Origin of the sequence: Comamonas sp. UBA7840 (assembly GCF_002501455.1) — a bacterium.
Taxonomy (GTDB): Bacteria; Pseudomonadota; Gammaproteobacteria; order Burkholderiales; family Burkholderiaceae_C; genus Comamonas; species Comamonas jiangduensis.
Window position 1 is genome coordinate 43,570 of record NZ_DLTI01000021.1, and the last position, 16,527, is coordinate 60,096.

At 58.0% G+C, this 16,527-nt stretch carries 15 protein-coding genes; 5 read left to right on the top strand and 10 right to left on the bottom strand.

All coding sequences use genetic code 11. The features are described 5' to 3' along the window. Window positions 1-120 precede the first annotated feature (120 nt). Window positions 121-747 (bottom strand): TetR/AcrR family transcriptional regulator, encoded by a 627-nt coding sequence (locus tag B3R00_RS06885; protein WP_286998258.1) that lies wholly within the window; start codon window positions 745-747, stop codon window positions 121-123. Between the two features lie 210 nt (window positions 748-957). Between B3R00_RS06885 and B3R00_RS06890 the strand changes: the two genes are divergently transcribed. Next, a complete protein-coding gene (locus B3R00_RS06890; protein ID WP_286998259.1) occupies window positions 958-1,665 on the top strand; it encodes a hypothetical protein in 708 nt (235 codons plus the stop codon). A 28-nt stretch (window positions 1,666-1,693) separates the two neighbouring features. Here B3R00_RS06890 and B3R00_RS06895 read toward each other — a convergent pair whose 3' ends face one another. The 9 genes from B3R00_RS06895 to B3R00_RS06935 all read right to left on the bottom strand — a co-directional run bounded on the left by B3R00_RS06895 (window position 1,694) and on the right by B3R00_RS06935 (window position 9,901). Next, the gene (locus B3R00_RS06895; protein WP_286998260.1) at window positions 1,694-2,761 is read right to left on the bottom strand and encodes an NAD(P)/FAD-dependent oxidoreductase; all 1,068 of its coding nucleotides are present in this window, start codon (window positions 2,759-2,761) and stop codon (window positions 1,694-1,696) included. 93 nt (window positions 2,762-2,854) lie between these two features. Then, complete coding sequence (gene fdxA / locus B3R00_RS06900) at window positions 2,855-3,184, bottom strand: ferredoxin FdxA (protein ID WP_042416602.1); 330 nt, start codon at window positions 3,182-3,184, stop codon at window positions 2,855-2,857. Between the two features lie 115 nt (window positions 3,185-3,299). Continuing rightward, complete coding sequence (locus B3R00_RS06905) at window positions 3,300-4,679, bottom strand: sulfate adenylyltransferase subunit 1 (protein WP_286998261.1); 1,380 nt, start codon at window positions 4,677-4,679, stop codon at window positions 3,300-3,302. Window positions 4,680-4,828: 149 nt separating this feature from the next. Next, window positions 4,829-5,761, bottom strand: a complete 933-nt coding sequence (gene cysD / locus B3R00_RS06910) for a sulfate adenylyltransferase subunit CysD (protein WP_286998262.1) — start codon at window positions 5,759-5,761, stop codon at window positions 4,829-4,831. Between the two features lie 65 nt (window positions 5,762-5,826). Continuing rightward, a complete protein-coding gene (locus B3R00_RS06915) occupies window positions 5,827-6,462 on the bottom strand; it encodes a phosphoadenosine phosphosulfate reductase family protein (RefSeq protein ID WP_286998264.1) in 636 nt (211 codons plus the stop codon). Continuing rightward, window positions 6,459-6,851 carry a DUF934 domain-containing protein gene (locus B3R00_RS06920; protein ID WP_286998265.1) on the bottom strand — a complete coding sequence of 131 codons (393 nt, stop codon included), beginning with the start codon at window positions 6,849-6,851 and terminating at the stop codon, window positions 6,459-6,461. The genes B3R00_RS06915 and B3R00_RS06920 overlap by 4 nt, the downstream gene beginning before the upstream one ends. A 25-nt stretch (window positions 6,852-6,876) precedes the next feature. Continuing rightward, a complete protein-coding gene (locus tag B3R00_RS06925) occupies window positions 6,877-8,667 on the bottom strand; it encodes a nitrite/sulfite reductase (RefSeq protein ID WP_286998267.1) in 1,791 nt (596 codons plus the stop codon). 257 nt (window positions 8,668-8,924) lie between these two features. Continuing rightward, window positions 8,925-9,293 (bottom strand): hypothetical protein, encoded by a 369-nt coding sequence (locus B3R00_RS06930; RefSeq protein WP_174862587.1) that lies wholly within the window; start codon window positions 9,291-9,293, stop codon window positions 8,925-8,927. A gap of 143 nt (window positions 9,294-9,436) precedes the next feature. Continuing rightward, the gene (locus B3R00_RS06935) at window positions 9,437-9,901 is read right to left on the bottom strand and encodes an Lrp/AsnC family transcriptional regulator (protein ID WP_286998315.1); all 465 of its coding nucleotides are present in this window, start codon (window positions 9,899-9,901) and stop codon (window positions 9,437-9,439) included. 131 nt (window positions 9,902-10,032) lie between these two features. Between B3R00_RS06935 and B3R00_RS06940 the strand changes: the two genes are divergently transcribed. The 4 genes from B3R00_RS06940 (at window position 10,033) to B3R00_RS06955 (ending at window position 16,413) form a co-directional block, all read left to right on the top strand. Next, window positions 10,033-11,151: an ornithine cyclodeaminase gene (locus B3R00_RS06940; RefSeq protein ID WP_286998269.1), complete on the top strand. Its 1,119-nt coding sequence runs from the start codon at window positions 10,033-10,035 to the stop codon at window positions 11,149-11,151. Continuing rightward, on the top strand, window positions 11,152-12,144 hold the full coding sequence (rocF, locus tag B3R00_RS06945; protein ID WP_286998270.1) for an arginase: 993 nt from the start codon (window positions 11,152-11,154) through the stop codon (window positions 12,142-12,144). A 499-nt stretch (window positions 12,145-12,643) separates the two neighbouring features. After that, window positions 12,644-14,209, top strand: coding sequence for an EAL domain-containing protein (locus tag B3R00_RS06950; protein ID WP_286998271.1), 1,566 nt, complete (start codon window positions 12,644-12,646; stop codon window positions 14,207-14,209). Window positions 14,210-14,847: 638 nt separating this feature from the next. Next, window positions 14,848-16,413 carry a methyl-accepting chemotaxis protein gene (locus B3R00_RS06955; RefSeq protein ID WP_286998272.1) on the top strand — a complete coding sequence of 522 codons (1,566 nt, stop codon included), beginning with the start codon at window positions 14,848-14,850 and terminating at the stop codon, window positions 16,411-16,413. The last annotated feature ends 114 nt before the right edge of the window (window positions 16,414-16,527 follow it).

A 16,527-nucleotide genomic window follows, 5' to 3' on the forward strand; every position in this document is an offset into this window, starting at 1 on the left:
GCAGTTTGAAAGTTTTTGCTGGACTTGCTCTTGAGCTAAGTCAAGCCGATACCGACTGGTCGGTTTTTAACGGTGGCAAACACCTTCATGTGAGCCCTCATGCTCCATGGAGATGGGGCATCAAGGGCGCAACAAACGCAGCAACAACAGCCTGTGCTGTGGTCGCAAGGCTTGGATGGCTTGTGGTGTGGGCGCCTCGCCGCTGGCCAAAATCATGAAGAGACTCTGGGTCATGGGCAGCATCAGAATGGAGCAATCCATCAGCCCCTCTGGCGCAGTCACAAAACCTTCGGCAATGGCACGCTGCATCAGCCGCTCATGGTTTTGGGCGTGCATGCGCATCATGTTCTGGTGCCAATCCTGCATGCCTTGCGGAAGGCGTGGAGCCTCAGCCAAGAGCAGGCGAATGGTCGGCAAAACGGACGGGGCGGTCAAACGCTGCAGCGTGTGATCGACAAAGGCATCCACCAAATCTTCCAGAGTGCGTGCCTCGCAGGGCCACCAATGCAGGTTCTCCAGCAGCGGAGCCTCCAGCACGCGCGCTAGAAGTTGTTGTAGCAGCGACTCTTTGCTGGGAAAGTGCGCATACAAACCGCCTTTAGAAAGCCCTGCTGACCGGGCAATGTCTTCCATGCGCGCGGCGTTATAGCCTTGGCGTGAAAACTCAGCCAAGGCCGCATCCAGGATGTGCTGCACGCGCACTTCGGCAGGAAGGCGCTGGCGGCGTCGGTGAGATTCATGAAGCATGGGTGAGTGTGTGCAAAAAACAGCCCAAATTATCTGGCACGCCGCGCATTGACACGCGGGTGTCAACGGCCGCTAAGGCGCTGTGTCGTCTTCGAGCGGGTACAACTCAAAACAGCGCGCAAGATGGGACTGTGGATTGGCAGAGGTGGTGGCATTGGCTATGCTGTGACCATGGTAGCTGCAAATTGCACGGGTACACGCCGATGTCTCATGCGCTGTGCATGGGGCTTGGCTTTGCTCATGACGGGTTGCGCCAGCGCGCCCACACCCCATGGCAAAGTACAAGGCGATGCCTTTTCCATGCAAGAGATGCTGCAGTCAGACAGCAACCGGATTGCTACCCTTGCCATGCAAGAAAACCTGGACAGTCTGATGCGGCTGATGGACAAGCTCTACCAGCGCAACCCCGCCGAATGGCGCAAAACGGCAGCTTCGCGCGAGGCAGCCATGGCCCATGTTCGCAGTGCCATTCTGGGCAAACAGGTGTGGCCAGCGCTGCAAGCGCATCGTGATGTCATGGCACTGAGCAAAGCGCTCAGCACCGATTTTGCGGGGGACCGGGTGGGTGCTTTTATCTATGCCATGGGCGACATGCTTTTGACGTCGCATGGCGGAAAAACCAGCTTCACCTTGGTAGACAGCCTGAACCCTCAGCATGTCTACAACGCCGCCCGCAATGTGGAGATTGCCAATTGGGTGCTGAACCACCGCCAAAACGCCCAAGGCCAGCCCTTGCTGCTGTCCAACCACATCTCTGCACAAGAACGCAATCTGAGCTTTGAGCGCGAAATGGGCAAAGTGATTGCACGGCTGGACTTGGTGGCCAGTTTTAGTACCGAGCGCGTGCGGCGCTCGGCGATTGGTTTGGGGCAGAGCCTGGTGGGCGGCCCTTTGCTACAGTTTTTACCTGTGCGTTAGGCGTGGTTGCAGCGCTGCGGGCTAGTTTTTATGTCGATAGCGTTCCCGTTACGCCCAGCAGTTCGTGCAACCGCGTGCTGGTGGTGGTGTATTGCAGCAGCACGGGTTTGTCGGTCAGATACTCGGCAATCGAAAAACCCGCCAGTGTCGCTTCGTGAAAACCGCACAGCAGCAGCTTGCGCTTGCCGGGGTAGGTATTGATATCGCCCACGGCATAGATGCCCGGCGCTTCGGTCACAAAGGTGCTGGTGTCTACCGGCAGCTGCTTTTTGACCAGCTCCAACCCCCAGTCCGCCACCGGCCCTAGCTTGGGTGAGATGCCTTGGAACACCAGCCATTGCTGTACATCCAGGTCATGGTTGCTGCCATCGGGCAGGGTCACTGCCACAGCGCTCAAGGCCATGCCCTCGGCTTGCAGCGCTTGGGGCTGCGCAGCCAGCACGCGGATATTGCCTGCGTCTTGGTGCATGCGCAGTTGGGCCAGCAAAGCCTCAGGGGCGGTAAAGACATCGCGGCGGTGCATCAAAGTGACGCTGGCAGCCTGGTGGTGCACAGTGTCTAGGGCCGCTTGCACGGCCAGCTCATCGCCGCCGTGGACCAGTACATGCTGGCCTTGGAGTGCCAGCGAACCTAAATCGGTGGGGTGGTAATGCACGCTGTGGCCCACCAAGGCTTCGATTCCCTCAAGCTTGACGGTCTTGGGCACAAAAGCGCCTACGCCGGCGGCAATCACCACGGCTTTGGCAAGCAGTGCGGTGCCTTGATCGGTGCCCAGCAGCCAGCGCCCATCGTCTTGTTGCACCAGTGTTTGCACCTGCTGTGCCAAGTGCAGCGTGGGTGCAAATGGGGCCATTTGCTCGCGCAGGCGCTCCACCAACTCGGCGCCGCTGCAGGCCTTGATGCCGGGAATGTCGTAGATGGGTTTGTGGGGGTACAGCTGCGCGCATTGCCCCCCCAGGTGGGGCAGGGCATCGATCAAGTGGCAGTGCAGGCCTTGCAAGCCCAGCTGAAAGACTTGAAACATGCCTACGGCGCCTGCACCGATCACAGCCACGTCGGTTTCAGCAGGTGGTTTTGAAGGGATGGCCGTGGTCATGGTTGGGTCTTTCTCAAAAGCAAACAGCCCCAATGCAGGGGCTGTTGAGGGGGGCACGCACCACAGAGGTGGCGTGTGGCACAGGGAAACGGTTTAGCGCTCCAGCAAGCTGAGCTTACCTTCCTTGCCATTCCATTCATCGGCATCGGGCAGAGAAGCCTTGCGCTTGGTGATGCTCTTCCAGCCCTTGGCCACGGCCAGTTCCGCGTTGAGCTTGATGAAGTGCAACTGGTCTGCCGGCGTATCTTCTTCCGCAAAGATGGCGTTGGCAGGGCACTCGGGGATGCAAACCGCGCAGTCGATGCACTCATCGGGGTCAATCACGAGGAAGTTTGGGCCTTCGCGGAAGCAGTCCACGGGGCAAACGTCCACGCAGTCGGTGTATTTGCACTTGATGCAGTTTTCGGTGACGACGTGTGTCATGAGAGATTCTTCTTATGCAGTGGGTTCAGGTGTAACCCGTAATTCTAGGTTTTTTCTGCCGCAATGCCACGGGCCGCGGCAGATTCATACGCGGCAAGCTCTGGTTTGGGTCAAATCATTGCACCAAAACCGCGCCCGCCGTGGCGTTGCTGGCGGTGTCGACCAGAATCAAAGACCCCAGAGCACGGCTGTGGGCAAAGGCAGCGGCAGGAATGGCTTCTTGCAGGGCAAATTCCACCACACCGATGGCATTGGGCTCCAGTTGCGTCGCTGCTTCTTGCGCCAGGGTGTGGATGTTGAGGCGGTGCACCACACGCTGGGCCTTGGCTTTGACCCAGCGATGGCCGTGCAGCGCCCAGTAGACCCGGCCGGGCACCAGGGGTTCGTTGTCCATCCAGGCCACGGTGGCGCTCAGGCTGCGGCTGCTGGGCCAGGCGGGCTGGGCTGTGGGGGTGTCGAAATCATCGTCGGCCACGGCGGCCTGCGCGGGTGCAGCCACGATCCAGTCGCCGCGCGAGACATCCACCTCGCGGTCCAGCGTGATGCCGGCGGACAGACCTGCCGTCACGCCCTGGGGCGCGCGGGCATGGTCGATCACCTGGGCGATGGTGGCCAACTGGCCGCTGGGCAGGATCTGCACCTGCGCGCCCACCTGGGTGCTGCCGGCGGCCACACGGCCCCAGAACACGCGGCGGCCCTGGGTGGTGACGGCGCTGTCGTGGAACTTCTCCACCCATTGCACGGGGAAGGCCAGGGGCAGATTGCTGTCGGCCGGGGTGTTGGGCAGCTGCTCCAGCAGTTGCAGCAGGCTTGGGCCGTCATAGCCGGCCCAGCCATGGTGGGCGTTCACCACGTTGTAGCCCTTGAGGGCCGACACGGGCACAGTGGCCGCCACGGCAATGCCGGCGTCCTGGGCGAAGCGCTCCAGGGCGCCGCGGATGTGGATGAAGGCCAGCGCCGGGTCGGCCACGGCGTCCAGCTTGTTGACGGCAAACACCAGCGAGTGCACGCGCAGCAGGTGGGCCAGCAGGCTGTGGCGGCGCGTCTGCGGCAGCAGTTGCAGGCCGGGGTTCTGCCAGTCCAGCTTGGTGGCGTCCACCAGCACCACGGTGGCGTCTGCGCTGCTGACGGCCGTGACCATGTTGCGTGTGTACTGCTCGTGGCCGGGCGCGTCGCCAATGATGAACTTGCGCGCGTCGGTGTTGAAGTAGCGGTAGGCCACGTCGATGGTGATGCCTTGCTCGCGCTCGGCCGACAGGCCGTCGGTCAGCAGGGCCAGGTTGGTCTCGCCCGACTTGGTCACGCCGGCCAACTGGTCCTGCAGCACGGCGCGGGTGTCCACCAGCAGGCGGCCGATCAGGGTCGACTTGCCATCGTCCACCGAGCCGCAGGTGATGAAGCGCAGGGCGGAGACGTGGTCGGAATCAGAGTCAAATTGGCCGTTAGCGCTTGCTGTGCCAGCGCTAGTAGCTATGGAATGCGTAGTGTTCGTCATAACAGTCTCGGTCTTTCCGTGCCTGAGCACGGCATGAGAGGGAAGCTTTCGCCAGAACCACCGCGCAAGGGCCGCCCCGCCGCGCTGGTGGTGTCCCCCTCCCGCGAAGCGAGAGAGGGGGAAGCGGCACAGCCGCTCAGGGGGAGCTTTTAGAAATACCCGTCTTTCTTGCGCTTTTCCATGGATGCCTCGCTGGTCTTGTCGTCCATGCGCGTGGCGCCGCGTTCGCTGACCTCGGCGGCCAGGGTCTCGATCACGATCTCGGCCGCTGTGGCCGCCGTGCTTTCCACGGGGCAGGTGCAGGTGATGTCGCCCAAGGTGCGAAAACGCACATCGCGTACCACGACGGTTTCGCCGTCTTTGGGCGGGGTCAGCTCCGTCACGGGCACCAGCAGGCCCTTGCGCTCGACGATGTGGCGCGGGTGGCTGTAGTACAGGCTGGGCAGGGCGATCTGCTCACGCTCGATGTACTGCCACACGTCCAGCTCGGTCCAGTTGCTGATGGGGAACACGCGGAAGTGCTCGCCGGGGGCAATGCGGGTGTTGAACAGCGTCCACAGCTCGGGGCGCTGGGCCTTGGGCTGCCACTGGCCAAAGCTGTCGCGGTGGCTGAAGATGCGTTCCTTGGCGCGGGCCTTTTCCTCGTCGCGGCGGGCACCGCCAATCAGCGCATCAAAGCGGAACTCTTCAATCGCTTCCAGCAGCGTGACCGACTGGTGAGCATTGCGGGGCTCTTCCGGGTGGGCCAGGCGCACCGTGCCGCGCGCCATGGAGTCTTCCACGCTGCGCACGATGAGCTCGGCCCCCAGCTCCTGCGCCCGGAAGTCGCGGAAATCGGTCACTTCGGGGAAGTTGTGGCCGGTGTCGATCATCAGCAGCGGGTAGGGGATGCGGCCCGCACCAAAGGCCTTCTCGGCGCAGCGCAGCATGACCAGCGAGTCCTTGCCGCCCGAGAACAGCAGGGCGGGACGTTCAAAGGCGGCGGCCACTTCGCGCAGGATGAAGATGGTTTCCTCTTCCAGCGCATCCAGGTGGCGGTTGCTGAGCTGGCTCAGCACTTGGTTTTCCACACGGGCGTTCATAAATAAACTTTCAAGCTAAATTCGCCTCTAGCGCTTATGCAGAAAGCGCTGGTAGCTATCAATATTTAGTGAGCTAAATGCAGGCCGCATTCGCGGTTGTCTTCACCCTTGGTGGGGTCCACGTAGTCGAAGTTGTTGGGCAGGCCGTGCTGCTCGCAGTATTCGTACAGGTCTTTGGACGACCAGTGCAGCAGGGGCGCCACCTTGATCAGGCCATCGGGGTTGATGCTGACCGGGTCCATGGCGGCGCGCACGGCGGTGTCGGTGGCGCGCAGGGCGGTGAACCAGACCTGGGGCGCGGTCTCGCGCAGGGCGCGGGCAAAGGGCTCCAGCTTCACCTCGGCGGTGAAGGCCGCGTGGCGCGGGTCGTCCAGCGCGGGCGTGGGGCCTTCCACGGCCTCGCGGTGGGCGCGCGAGCGCAGCGGCAGGTAGATCTTGAGGTTGAGCCCAAGCTGCTTGGTCACCGCATCGGCAAACCGATAGGTGGCTTCGGTGTTGTAGCCGTTGTCCATCCAGACCACGGACACGTCGGGGCGGGCGCGCGTCACCATGTGCAGGATCACCGCCTCGAAGGGGCGGAAATTGGTGGTGACGATGGTGGGCAGGTCCAGGCCGACGGCCCAGTTCACCAGGGCCTGGGCGTCGCGGCCCAGTTCGGCATTCACCTGGGCCAGATCGAGGGTGGGGGCAAGTGCGCTCATGCGGTGGCCTGGCGTGCGTTGAAGTGGGGCAGGGGGTTCACGGCGTCGGCCTGGTAGTAGCCGCCGAAGCGCTCGAACTGGCGCTGGGCGTCGGCCGCGTCCACGCCTTCGCGCAGCACAGCGCTGCTGAAGCCGGTGCGCTGCATCTGCACCAGCTGGTCGATCAGCACATCGCCCGTGGCGCGGATGTCGCCCGCAAACTTGCGGCGGCGGCGCAGTAGGTAGGCCTGGCTGAAGGCGCGGCCGTCGGTGAAGGCGGGAAAGTGCAGGTTGATCTGCGTGATGCCGTCCAGATTCACCTCCAGCGCATTCACATCGTTGGCAAGCACCAGGAGGCCGTTGCCGCTTTCGGCGGGGGCTTGGTAGTCGGTATGGGCCAAGATTTGCATGGTTCAATCCTTGTGGTTCTTGGGCTTAGGCGGTGGCTTCTTCCACTTCGGCAGCGGGGTGGCGCGCGGCCTTGCCGGCTTCCTTGAAGGGCTCCACGCCGATGCGGCGCACGGCGTCGATAAAGCGCTCGCCGGGCTGGCGCAGGTCGCGGTAGGTGGTCAGCACGGCTTCCAGCACGTCGGGCACTTCAGCGGCGGAGAACGAGGGGCCGATAACCTTGCCGGCGCTGGCTTCGCCGGACAGCGTGGAGCCGTCCGAGCCGCCCAGCGTGACCTGGTACCACTCCTTGCCGTCCTTATCCACCCCCAGAATGCCGATGTGACCGCTGTGGTGGTGCCCGCATGAATTGATGCAGCCGCTGATGTGCAGGTCGATTTCGCCAATGTCGTCCAGCTCGTCCAGATCCTGGTAGCGCTGGGTGATGGCTTCGGCAATCGGCAGGCTGCGGGCGTTGGCCAGCGCACAGAAGTCGCCGCCGGGGCAGGCGATCATGTCGGTCAGCAGGGCCACGTTGGTGCTGGCCAGGCCCAGGGCCTTGGCGGCTTCAAACAAGTTCACCAGCTGGCTCACAGGTACCCAGGGCAGCAGCACGTTTTGGTCGTGGGTGATGCGTGCTTCGCCGGCTGAGTAGGTGTCCATCAGCTGGGCCAAGGCATCCAGCTGGTCCCCTGTGGCATCGCCCGGAGCTTGGCCTGCGCGCTTGAATGACAGCGTCACGGCGCGCAGCGCCGGGTTGCGGTGCGGGTGCACGTTGCGGCTGAGCCAGCGGGCAAATGCAGGGGTGCGCGCAGCGTGTTCGACGATCGCTTGCTCGGCCTTGGACGCATCGATATCTGCCACCTGCGGCAGTACGGGGTCGACAAAGCAGGCGGCCACGCGGTCAAACTCGGCCTGTGAAATGGTGTGCGGGCCGCCGTCCACCTCCACAATCTGGCGGAACTCTTCTTCCACCGCGTCGATGTAGGCCTGGCCTTCGGCCTTGACCAAAATCTTGATGCGCGCTTTGTACTTGTTGTCGCGGCGGCCCAGCTCGTTATAGACCCGAACAATCGCTTCGATGTAATTCATGATCTGGTTCCAGGGCAGGAACTCACGCATCAGCGGCGCCACCACGGGGGTGCGGCCCATGCCGCCGCCCACGTACACCTTAAAGCCAATCTCACCGGCCTCGTTTTTGACCAGTTTCAGGCCCACATCGTGCCAGCCGCTGGCGGCGCGGTCCTCTTGCGCGCCCACGATGGCAATCTTGAACTTGCGCGGCAGGAAGGCGAACTCGGGGTGCAGCGTGGTCCACTGGCGCAAAATTTCTGCGTAGGGGCGGGGGTCAACCACTTCATCCACGGCAATCCCAGCCAGCGCATCGGTGGTGGTGTTGCGGATGCAGTTGCCGCTGGTCTGGATGCCGTGCAGGTTGGCCGTAGCCAGCAAATCCATCACATCCGCTGCTTTGGACAGCGGAATCCAGTTGAACTGCACATTGGTGCGTGTGGTGAAGTGGGCGCAGTGCGTGGGCAAAAAGGTGGTGCCCAGCTTGCCCTGGCCGTCCATCGCAGCCTGGAAGACTTCGGCTTCGGGCGCGTCATACTCGCGTGCCACCTTGGCCAGCACGCGGATTTGCTGGCTGTTCACCTCGCCGTAAGGAATGGCCACGCGCAGCATGGGCGCGTAGCGCTGCACATACCAGCCGTTTTGCAGGCGCAGGGGGCGAAAGTCATCTTCGGAGAGCTTGCCACTTTCCCAGCGCTGCAGCTGGTCACGGAACTGGGCAGCACGTTGCTGCACGAAGGTGGCGTCGAATTCTGTGTATTGGTACATGGCGCAGTCGTCATCGTGGGCGGTTGGGCATCGGGGGAATGCTTTTCCGCTACTGGCTGCGCACTGTAAGCAAGCGCTTTATAAAAACAAACGATTGTTTTGTTTCGCAAATATTATTTTTTGATATATAGAGCACCGCATTCCCGCGCGGATGGGGCGGGCGGGGCAAAGAGCGTGCTTACACGGCGGGCCGTCGGCCAGCGTGGGTGCCACGCGCGCATGCGGGCCACCCTTGGCATGCGACGGCAGGCGTGCGCTTAGAAGGGCTTGGCGCCCATCAGGCCCGTTAGCGCCAGCAGCATGGCCAGTTGCAGCACCAGCAGCACGCGGCGGCTGCCTGCCTTGGCGGGGTCTGTATTGCGTTTGGCAAAGCCAATGCACAGGCCGTGTACCACGTACAGCATCAAGCCAATGTAGGGGTACAGCATGTGCTGCCAGGGGCCGACAAAGGTGACGACAAGGCCGGTCAGGGCGGCAATGCCGCCAAAGATGCGCGTTAGCACATAGACCAGCGTGGATTTGCCCGCTGGTGTGGTTTTCCAGGCCATGCCCAAGTAGGCGATGGAAAGCAGCAGCGTAAACACTGCAAACAGCGTGTGAGCGTGCTTGAAAGCGGTATACATCATGGGTGGTGAAATCCGTGGGCAGAAGGTGAAAGCAAAACCAGTAGCTGCTGGCGCTCTAGTTATTTGGTTTTTGGCACGATTGTGCTTGCAAATGCCTGAAATATCTACGCAATCAGCTATCTTTTTGACGGATGGCGTGGGCGCTACTGCTGCCTCCCATTGCCCCCGCCACTGCTGCTTGCATGGCCCGAACGCAGTGTTTCCAGGTGGATGCTGGTTTCAGAGTGGCTGATGCCCTTGATCAGCCGAATGCGCTCCAGCGCGCGGGCCAGCTCGGGCAGGGTGGGCACTTGCAACTCGGCCAGCAAATCCCACTGGCCGTTGGTGGCGTGCAGGGCTTGTACGGCGGGCTCGCCCAGCAAGCTGGCCGTTACACGGCGCGCATCGTTGCCTTCAATCGCAATGCTCATCCACGCTTGCAGTCCACCGGTTTCGGCCTCGGGCTTGAGGCGCAGCGTGTAGCCTACGATCACGCCGTCATCTTCCAGCCTGCGCAGGCGGTTGGTGACCGTGCCGCGCGACACGCCCAGCCGCGCCGCCAGCGTGGCCACGCTTTCGCGGGCGTTGTGGCGCAGCAGGGCGATCAGGCGTTGGTCAATTTGATCAATATTGGACATAGTGGCAATTTCTTCTGTCGAAATGCTAGGTATTTGACTATTTCAATCCATATTTGACAATTTGAATTGCTGTCAGCCTGTGCCACGCTCTGGGTATGACCGATGACATGGCCGGAGGATGTATGAGCCACTTACACAGCAACCCGCTTTCCACCCCATCCACCCCCGTGCAAGTGCACACCGAATTTTTGAGCGCCACGGATGCCGCCCGGCTGGTGGCGCGCGTGGGCGTAGAGGCCTGTTTGCGCCAGATGGTGGAGGCGCTGGAAGCCGACTTTGCCCGCTGGAGCGACTTTGACAAAACCGCACGCACGGCAGCGCATTCCGCCCACGGCGTGATCGAGCTGATGCCCGTGGCCGACGCGCACGACTACGCCTTCAAGTACGTCAACGGCCACCCCATCAACACCCAGCACGGCCTGCCCACGGTGATGGCCTTTGGTGCCTTGGCCGATGTAGCCACCGGCGCGCCACGCTTTGTGAGCGAGCTGACGCTGACCACCGCACTGCGCACTGCGGCCACCTCGGCCATGGTGGCGCGCCGGCTGGCGCGGCCGGACAGCCGCTGCATGGCGCTGATTGGCAATGGCGCGCAAAGCGAATTTCAGGCGCTGGCCTTTATCACACTGCTGGGCATGCACCGCCTGCAACTGTTTGATGTGGATGCCGCGGCCACCGCCAAGCTGCAGCGCAATCTGGCACCGTTTGCGGCGCAGTGGGGGGTAGACGTGGTGGTGGCGCCCAGCGTGGCTGCGGCAGTGCATGGCGCCGACATCATCACCACCGTCACCGCTGACAAGCGCAACGCCACCATCCTCACCGCTGACATGCTGGCACCCGGCATGCACTTGAATGCCGTGGGCGGTGATTGCCCTGGCAAAACCGAACTGGCGGCCGAGGTGCTGCACCGCAGCAGCGTGTTTGTAGAGTACGAACCCCAGACCCGCATGGAAGGCGAGCTGCAGCAAATGCCCGCCGACTTTCCCGTCACCGAGTTCTGGCGCGTGCTGACCGGGCAAGCGCCCGGGCGGGTGTCTGCAGCGCAGATCACCCTGTTTGACTCGGTAGGTTTTGCGTTGGAGGATTACTCCGCGCTGCGCACCATGCAGGCACTGGGCCGTGAGGCCGGACTACTCTCGCAGATTGAACTGGTGCCCGCATTAACAGACCCCAAGGATGTATTTGGCTTGTTGCGCCAGACTGCAGACGGGGAGCAACGTACATTGAAAAAGGTAGCCTGAATGAACGCCCCCACTCCACTTCGAAAAGATGAGCTGCTTGCGCAAGACCCACAAGCGCTAGCGGCACAAAAGGCCGTTACCTTGATTGGCGTGCCCACCGATGTGGGTGCGGGCCGACTGGGTGCGGCCATGGGCCCTGATGCCCTGCGTGTGGCCCAGCTAGGCCGGGCCTTGGCACGCTTTGGTGTGGACGTGCAAGACATTGGCAACCTGGCGGGCCCGCCCAACCCCCGTGGCCCGCGCGATGCGCAGGGCCTGCGCAACTACGCCGAATGCCTGGCCTGGAACCAAGCGGCGCACGATGCCGTGTACGCCCAGCTGAAGGCCGGGCGCATGCCCATCATGCTGGGGGGCGACCACACCCTGGCCACCGGCTCTATCAGCGCCGTGGCGCGCCACTGTCGCGTCACCGGCCAGCGCCTGCGTGTGCTGTGGCTGGACGCCCACGCCGACTGCAACCTGCCCGAGATCAGCCCCACCGGCAACCTGCACGGCATGCCCGTGGCCAGCCTCTGCGGCCACGGCCCCGAGCCGCTGGCGGCGATGTCCGGCGGCATCCCCGCTGTGCAAGGTGCGCAAATCTGCCAGATCGGCCTGCGCAGCGTGGATGCGGTGGAAAAACGCATCATCCAGCGCCTGGGCCTGGAGGTGTTCGACATGCGCGCCATCGACGAACAGGGCATGCGTGCCGTGATGCAGCAGGCCCTGGCGGGGCTGGATGGCCCGGATGGCGAGGGCGTGCACCTGCACCTGAGCTTCGACGTGGATTTCCTGGACCCCGAGATCGCCCCCGGCACCGGCACCACCGTGCGCGGCGGCCCCAACTACCGTGAGGCCCAGCTGTGCATGGAAATGATTGCCGACACGGGACGCCTGGCCTCGCTCGACATTGTGGAGCTGAACCCGGCGCTGGATATCCGCAACCAGACGGCCGAACTGGTGGTGGATTTGGTTGAGAGTTTGTTTGGCAAGAGTACGCTGGTGAGGGCGTGACGCGCGCCGTGAGACCAGCCAATACTCGGGGTTCTACAACTTCAAATGAAGCGCATCGGGCCAAGAATCAACCCAAGCGCTGCAGGCGGGGTTGGGAACTATGCCGGTTGCACACTGCAGACGGCATAGCGCCCTGAGTCACACGGTTCAAATTACCAGACGCTTGATTGCATGCCAGTGCGGTCATCCAACGAGCGCTAGCTTTCTTATTCTCTCTATTCCCCTATTGCATGGGGAACCTTACGCACACTGTCATCGCAGCGTAAGCATATGATCAGCAAGCAGATAACTTGACCTAGGTCTGATTTCAGTACAACCCTGACCCGGGCGAATGGCTCGCTTTCCGAAGCCCGCCACATGCTTGCTCCGCGACCGAGTGGGGTTGCGACTCCTTCTCTAGAAATTTTTAGTGTCAGATATTTTCATCCAATATTTTAATTATCTAAAAAATAATTTAATTTTTATAAATTAATCATGCATATAAAGTAATTGAAAATTAATGAATAGATTTTTTTATACTGTTGTTGCCTTTATTTGCGGCCTGATTCTGGTCATTGCACCAATAGCATTTTCAATTTATTGGGCATGGGAGTACAATATTGAAAATCAGGTGGAACGCACATCCTCGATTGCACAAGAGGTTTTGCGTCGAAATACTGAAGGTGCTTATCAGGTGCAATCAATATATCAGGAGCTAGTCAACTTAAAAACAAATAGCGCCTGTGATTCTGAAAATATTGATTTAATGAAAAGGCTAGACTTGCAGTCAGAGCAAGTACAGATTGTCGGTTATGTGGAAGATAATATTTTTCGTTGTTCTTCACATAGCCATCACGATATATACTTAGGTCCTCCTGCATATCTAACACCTTATGGTAGCGAGGTGCGCCCTTCATTTGAATTTTCTTTTTTGCCAAAAACTAAATTTTTATTGGTAACAAATAAATCTACAGGTTATACCGTTGCTATCCATGAAAAAACTATTCTTGGAATTTTTAATAATGATCATGATGTATCGCTAGGTCTTTATTCATTATCATCTAAAAAAATAATAGTTAGTAGAGGACTTATAAAAGAGGAATGGATAAATCGTATCGATAAAAATCAGCAAGCTAAATTTGTTGATGATGATAGTTTTGTTGTTATGCAAAAGTCAAAAGATCTTGATTTTGTTTCTGTTGCAGCAATACCTGTTAACAGTGTTAATCAAGGTCTTTATGAGATTGCTGCCATACTTGTTCCTATTGGGGTATTTTCTGGCGGGTTATTGGCTTTGGCCTTTGTAAAGCTAACGCGACAGCAGTTAAGCATGACAGCATCATTAAAAAGAGCATTAAAAAGAAAAGAATTCTTTATGCTTTATCAGCCTGTCATAGATTTAAAAACTGGCTTGTGTGTAGGCGCAGAAGCACTTGTTAGATGGCGCAGGTCTACGGGAGAAATGGTGGCGCCTGATATTTTTATTAAAGTTGCTGAGGAATCTGGCGTTATTAAAGAAATAACTTCGCATGTTATTAAAATGGTGGCGTTAGAAAATAAAAATTTATTTAAAACACATCCTGATTTTCATATTGCTATCAATTTGTCTGCAAGCGATATATCGTCAAAAGAAATACTTGGAGATCTTCAATATCTTTTGAATATTACGGGAGCCTCAAAAAACAATTTTTTAGTAGAGGTGACTGAGCGAGGTTTTGTACAGGCAGATGTTGTCAAAACTATATTGCAAGATATCCGTGCTATGGGCATTGATGTTGCAATCGATGATTTTGGTACAGGCTATTCGAGCCTGTCATATCTTGAAAAATTTGAAATAGATTATTTAAAAATAGATAAATCTTTTGTGGATACCCTTGGAAAAGAGTCTGCCACAAGTCAAGTGGTACCGCATATTATTGAAATGGCTAAATCATTAAAATTAAAAATGATTGCAGAGGGTGTGGAAGAAGAGGCGAAATTTATATATCTGCGTGATCATGGTGTGCAGTTTGCACAAGGGTGGCTTTTTTCTAAGCCCATAAGTTTTCATGATTTAAAAATTAAGTTGGATAATCAAATTACTTGAATATGAAAGATAGATTGTAGTTTGATGTGTATTTTTGGAAATTATGCATTAATACCCTACTTGAAGTAAGATTATCAATCTCTCAGTGCCCGTTCTGTAGATCAAAAGAAGCACCCAGTTGTCTGTGAAGTCATGCCGTTCGACTATGTGTGGCATTTGTGGCATAGGGATGAAAATCGCATTGTGAAGCATTTTTTGCGTCGATTTACTTTGAATCTGCAGTTTCAGGCGTATCAGCGATGCCATCGACTAGCTGGAAAGAGTTTTGCTTCATGTATAACATTCTGTGGTTGACGGAAGCTAAATGTGAGATGCGCTTGTAAGCACCCTCAAAGGTCAAAACGAAATGCTATTCAATGCATCTGGCTGCGTGCACAACGTTGTGAGCGTCTTGCCTTGCTAAACTTGGCGATGAAGATCGTAGCTATCTGATTCCGAGCTACCAATCGTCCTATATCGGCTATGGAAATGATGGTGGTGGCCGCGGCAAATGCCGCGACTGCTTTAAAGTCTCACCACAAAAAACGCCCCTTGTGAGGGGCGTTTTTTGTGGCTGACTGTCTTTTGAACAACAATTTGCTCTCTTTGAATGCTCTGCTCGCATAGTGATATGCAGATTTATGCAGAAGCAATAAAAAATGTCTATAAAAAACAAACTACTAGCGTCTTTTGGGTTTCTGATGGTGGTTCTTTTTGGGCTGTCTGGAATGGCTATGCATAGCATTGCAACCACCCAAGGCAGTTTCGAGCGTTTTCTATCCAATGATTTTCGACGAGCTGCTTTGGCACGTGAGGTGCAGACTGCGGCAGATGCCCGTGCAGTCGCGGCTCGCAATCTGTTACTGGTGACTGACGCTGCTGACATCGAATTCGAAAAAAATGCAGTCATGCAGGCGCACGAGCGTATGCAAGATCGCTTGGGCAAGTTGCAAACCTTGGTGCAAACACAAAAAGTTTCCAGTCAAGAGCGAGATATTCTCGCGGCGGTTCAGCAAATCGAGGAGCGGTATGGCCCTGTGGCGCTCGCAATTGTAGAAATGACTCTCCAAGGCCAGCGCGAAGCTGCAATCCGCAAGTTGACGGAAGAATGTCGTCCTTTGCTTGCTGAGTTGACACGAAAGACAAGTGCTTATGTCGCTTACATCCGCGATGAGGGCGATATGAATGTCAATGCGGCTGAACGTGCCTATGTAACGCAAAAAACAGTGCTGTTGTCCGCTTGTGGCTTGGCGTTAGCGATTGCAGCATTCCTCGCATGGAGCATCATTCGCAGCCTCATGCGATCTCTGGGCGCAGAACCCAGCGAATTACGTGCTGTTGCTAACCGGGTGGCTGCGGGTGAGTTGACGGAAGTCGTGCTGGATCAGCATGTCCCTAAAAACAGCGTACTGGCTTCACTGGCAGAAATGCAATCAGCACTGATCCATATCGTGCGCCAGGTTCGATCTTCGGCCGAGACGATTGCAGCCAGCTCGACCCAGATTGACTCAGGCAATACCGACTTGGCACTGCGCACCGAGCTGCAGGCCACAAGGCTGCAGCACAGCTCCGCGACGATGGAGCAACTGCACACTACCGTAGTGCAGAACGCAGAGACCGCGCACAAGGCCACCAGCCTCGCAGCCACAGCCAGCCATTCCGCAGAGCACGGCGGTCAAGTGGTGGGGGGCGTCGTTCAAACGATGGAAGACATCGCCACAAGCTCACGCCGGATCGAAGACATCATCGGCGTGATCAACGACATTGCCTTCCAAACTAATTTATTGGCGCTCAACGCTGCTGTGGAGGCCGCCCGCGCTGGAGAGCAGGGGCGAGGATTTGCTGTGGTGGCAGCAGAAGTGCGAATGCTTGCAAAGCGCTGTGCCGAGGCAGCGAAGGAAGTCAAACAATTGATAGATTCCAGCATAGGAAAGGTTGCGCAAGGCGTTGAGCAAGTCCAAGAAGCAGGCGTGACCATGGTTCAACTGGTCAGCGAGGTCAAGAGCGTGGCTGCCTTGATTTCAGAAATTAGTGCGGCTTCTCTAGCACAGACAAAAAGTATCGGCGATGTGACGGTATCGGTCTCTGAACTGGACACCGCTACCCAGAAAAACGCAGCTCTAGTGGAAGAGATGGCAGGCGCTTCAGGCAGCCTGCACGCCCAGGCAACCAGTTTGATGGAAACGGTTTCTCTTTTCCAGACTGCACGCAGCACACCGCAGTAACAAATTGACGGCTGCTCTTTGCTAGCAAAAAGTCGCGGTATCCAAACTCGAAATTTTGTTTCTGCTTTTGAGCAGTACACCGTGATTGCGTATCAAATAGGCTTCTAGCCATTG